Here is a 4,229-nt window from a genome sequence, read left to right as displayed (position 1 = left end):
GAGGGGGTCAGCGACCGATGTGTGGAAGCGCTGGCGGACGTCTTTCTCGACAACGACGGCCATCGGCAGTTCGACTTCGAGGTCGAGGTCGGGGAAGAGCCGAGGAGCTACCAGGCGCGCTTCGCCCGAGCGACGACGAGCGAGGTCCTGGTGATCATCCGCGATCGGACTCGGTTCGAGAACACCGTGACCTCCCGGGCGCGTTATCACACCATACTGGACAACACCCTCGACCCGGTCGTCACCGTCACGCCCTCGGGCGAGGTTCGGTACATGAATCCCGCCTGTCGCACTCTTCTCCGAGTCCGTGACCCCCAGGACGCGATCCTGCATCTGCGCAACTTTCTCCCCGCCTGGGCGGAATCGCTCGTCTTCTCCACCGCTATTCCTGCAGCGGTCGAGGACGGCGTATGGCAAGGTGATGCCGCTCTGGTCGGGTCGCGCGACGAAGAAGAAACTCCGGTCGCATTGACCGCGGTCTCCCATCGCACTCGAACCGGTGAGATCGATCTCATCTCCTTCATTGCCCGCGACCAGTCGGAACAGAAACGATTCGACGATCGGCTCTCTTTCCTCGCCGACCACGATCCGCTGACGTCGCTGTACAGCCGACGTCGCTTCGTCGAGGATCTGGCTCGCGAGATTGCCCGCGCTCAACGAGCCGGCACCGGTGGGGCCGTGGTCGTGATGGATCTCGATGACTTCCGCTACGTAAACGACAGCGTCGGTCATCGCAATGGAGATCGCTTTCTCGCCAGCCTGGCGCAACTCCTGAAGAAGACGGTCAGGGCGAACGATCTTCTCGCTCGCCTCGACGGGGACGAGTTCGCGATTCTGGTCACCGAGACGCAACCGAGCCGCGTGGACTTCATCGTCGAAAGGCTTCTGAAAGCCGTACGCAACCACTTCGTGCGGGTGGGCGAGCAGCCGATCGGGGTAACCGCCAGCGCCGGTGTCGTGCTGTTTCCCGAAAAACGTATCGAGGTCGAAGAGCTGCTCGCGAATGCAGACCAAGCGCTCCATCTCGCCAAGCGTCGCGGCCGCGATCAATTCGTGCTCTTCAAGCCCGACGAGCAATGGCAAGCGAGGGTAGACTCCAGGCTGGCGGACGAAAAACTGATCCGCGACGCCCTGGCCCGCGAGCGATTCGTGCTCTACGCTCAGCCCATCCTGGACTTGCGCGCGAACCAGGTCACGCAGTACGAGGTTCTCCTCCGCATGCTGGGTGAGAACGACGAGCTCATTCCCCCCGCTTCGTTTCTCCCGTCCGCCGAGCGGTTCGGCCTGATCCGTTCGCTCGACCGCTGGGTGGTCCGCCAGTCGATCCAACTCCTCGGACGACAGAGCAAGATTGGCAACCGCCTGCGTCTATCGGTGAACTTGTCAGGAAAGTCGTTGGGCGACTTCGAGCTGACCACGCTCATCGAGAACGAGCTCAAGGCAAACGGCGTCGACCCCGGACAGCTCACCCTCGAGATCACGGAAACGGCCGCGATTACCGATCAGGAGCGGGCGAAGATATTCGCCATCGCTCTGAAGCAGATCGGATGTCGCCTGGCGCTCGACGATTTCGGCGTCGGCCTGTCCAACATGAACAACGTCAAGCAGCTTCCCGTCGATTATCTCAAGATCGATGGAAGCTTCATCAAGGACCTCCCCAACAACCGCATCGATCAGCACCTGGTGAGGGCGATCGTCGAGATCGCTCGCGGGCTACGGAAGCGTACCGTGGCGGAGTTCGTCGGCAACGAAGACACCCTCAACGTGATCCGAAACGCCGGCGTGGACTTCGCCCAGGGCTTCCACGTCGCCAAGCCCGACGTACTGGAGAAATTTCTGCCCAGTCCCAGCGCGGCGTGAGCCCGTCGCGCTCGATCGACGGTGCCGCGGCTTGGGGAGTTGCGCTTGCGGTCGAGCGGACGCCACGGGAATTTGGCATCTCGTCGGCGAAAGGTGCACAATGGCCTATGAGAACCCGGCGTCCGCGCCCCGCCGGGCTGGTCGCGTTCCTGGTGCTGACAGCTGGCCCGTCGGCGGCACAAGAGGCGGACTTCCTCTTCAGTGCGCCCCGTGGCTCCTTCTCGCTTCGCGGCGGATGGCTCTTCGCCTCGACGGGTAGTGACATCTACTCATTCTTCGGGGACCTGCTCACCGTCGAGTCCAGCGACTTCGACGCGCCGTTGTTCGGAGCGGACGTCGCATTCGCCATCCACCCGCGTTTGGACGCCGTCGTCGGATTCGATTTCAATCGGGCCAAGATCGCCTCCGAGTATCGCGATCTGGTCGAGGACAACGATCTTCCGATTACCCAACAAACGGAGTTGACGACGGTGCCCATCATGGGCAGTCTCAAGCTCTATCTCGCACCGCGAGGTCGCGAGGTCAGCCGCTACGCCTTCGTCCCCGCCGCGGTGCGACCTTATGTGGGCGGCGGCGGCGGGTTTCTCTGGTACAAGCTCGAGCAGTTCGGCGACTTCGTCGATTTCACCGATCTCGCGATTTTTTCCACGCAACTGGGCTCCGATGGTTTCGGCCTCGAAGCACATGTTTTCGGTGGCGCCGAAGTGCGCCTCGCACCCCGTATCTATCTCGCGTTCGAGGGACGCTATCTCTGGTCGGACGCGGAGCTCGATGCTGACTTCATTGGATTCGAGCCGATCGACCTTTCCGGGCTGCGAACCAGCGTCGGCATCAACTTCAATTTCTGAAGACCGAAGGAGGGACGCCATGATCGCCTTGATGTTATGGGCCACGCTAATCCCCTCCCAGGACGTCGACTCGAAATGGACGCCCTGGCTCGGCTGCTTCCGATTGATCGAGGACGAAAGTCGCGAGCCGGTGCTCGGGCTCCCTGACGAGGAGCTCGTTCCCGAAACACCGGTGACACCCATTGGCCGCGTCTGTCTGGTGCCCGATTCCGGCGGCGTGCGGGTTACCGCCTTCCAGCAGGGGGTCGCTTTTCTCGAGAGGATTCAGATCGCCGATGGCGAGCGGCGTACCATCGAGGAAGGAAACTGCACGGGATGGCAATCCCTGCAGTGGTCGGCTGACGGCCGACGGCTTTTCACGCTGTCGGAGATCACCTGTGAAGAAGGCCGGAGACGAACTCTGTCGGGTATCAGCCTGTTCGTCGGGTCCCGCTGGATCGAGATCGAGTCGGTCGAGTCAGGTGAGGCTCGAGCCGTGCTCGTTCGTCGATACCTGCCCGCGGGCGAGGACGAGACCATGGAGCTGACAGGACTCCCCATGGAGACGTTGCGCGACGCAGCCCGCGCGCGTATGGCCGCGGGAGGGGCGCTGTCTACGAAAGACGTCATCGAGGCGGACCGCTACGTGGCTACGGCGGCGGTGGAGGCAGCAATCACCGAGATCGGCAGCGGCTTCGCTCTGAACTCCGACGAACTGGTTCGGCTCGACGAAGCCGGAGTGTCTCCCGCCCTCATCGATCTGATGATCGCGCTGTCCTACCCCGACCGGTTCGAGGTACGTCGGAGTGCCCCGGGCGGTGCGACCCCGCTCTTCGACCCGTACTATGACCCGTATTTTGCCGGCCCGTGGGCCTACCCCTATTACTACGCTCCATTCGGCTATTACTACTGGTACGCTCCCTACGATCCGATCTACGTCGTTCCGCCGGTCTCATCGCCGGGGGTCTCGATAGGACGGGTCGTCGAGGGCCGCGGGTACACCCGAGTGAGCCGCCGGGAACCTTCCGAGGGGGGGCGTCGTGCGAAATGGCGCGACGGCTCGGACGGCGGCGGCTCGGTCGGAAGCTCCGATGGGAGCTCGTCGGGCGCGGTCGCCACACCCTCGGGTTACTCACGGAGCGGTTCGTCGGAACGGAGCGCGAAACCGAAGCAGCAATAGCAGGGTCTCACCCGGCGCGCGCTCCGTTGGGAACGGCTTCTTCCGGAACGGCGAGCCGCGGGCGAATTCCGTCCGCGTACCCGATGTCGAACAGCATCGCTTCGGATCGCTCGCCCCGCATGCGGCGGGGTTTCAGATTCACGACGAAGAGCGCTTGCTTTCCCACGAGCCCGCTAGGGTCCTCCCGCTCCTTCTTGAGGCCCGCAAGCACCTGCCGCTTCTGATCCCCGAAGTCGACCGAAAGCTTCATCACCTCGTCGGCGCCTTCGATTTGCTCGACCGACTCGATCGTGCCCACACGGATATCGACCTTCTCGAGATCCCGAACGGTGATCATGGATTTGATTGGAGCGGGCTTCACG

General features: G+C 63.1%; 4 protein-coding genes. 3 read left to right on the top strand and 1 reads right to left on the bottom strand.

The features are described 5' to 3' along the window. The 3 genes from VEK15_05595 to VEK15_05585 all read left to right on the top strand — a co-directional run. Positions 1 to 1,860: EAL domain-containing protein (locus VEK15_05595; GenBank protein HXV60147.1), on the top strand; the 1,860-nt coding region annotated here is incomplete at its 5' end. 107 nt (positions 1,861 to 1,967) lie between these two features. Continuing rightward, on the top strand, positions 1,968 to 2,708 hold the full coding sequence (locus VEK15_05590; protein HXV60146.1) for a hypothetical protein: 741 nt from the start codon (positions 1,968 to 1,970) through the stop codon (positions 2,706 to 2,708). Positions 2,709 to 2,727: 19 nt separating this feature from the next. Then, positions 2,728 to 3,867 carry a hypothetical protein gene (locus VEK15_05585; protein ID HXV60145.1) on the top strand — a complete coding sequence of 380 codons (1,140 nt, stop codon included), beginning with the start codon at positions 2,728 to 2,730 and terminating at the stop codon, positions 3,865 to 3,867. A 7-nt stretch (positions 3,868 to 3,874) separates the two neighbouring features. Here the strand turns inward: VEK15_05585 and VEK15_05580 are convergent, their stop codons facing one another. Then, a complete protein-coding gene (locus VEK15_05580) occupies positions 3,875 to 4,228 on the bottom strand; it encodes a tRNA-binding protein (GenBank protein HXV60144.1) in 354 nt (117 codons plus the stop codon). Position 4,229 lies beyond the last annotated feature (1 nt).

It is taken from the genome of Vicinamibacteria bacterium (assembly GCA_035620555.1).
Lineage (GTDB): Bacteria > Acidobacteriota > Vicinamibacteria > Marinacidobacterales > SMYC01 > DASPGQ01.
The sequence above is the reverse complement of the archived record's forward strand: the minus strand, read 5'-3'. Positions and strand labels throughout refer to the sequence as shown.

Bases quoted from the DNA above. Each gene is read 5' to 3' on its own strand.
- VEK15_05590 (HXV60146.1), top strand. From the start codon at position 1,968: ATGAGAACCCGGCGTCCGCGCCCCGCCGGGCTGGTCGCGTTCCTGGTG.
- VEK15_05585 (HXV60145.1), top strand. From the start codon at position 2,728: ATGATCGCCTTGATGTTATGGGCCACGCTAATCCCCTCCCAGGACGTC.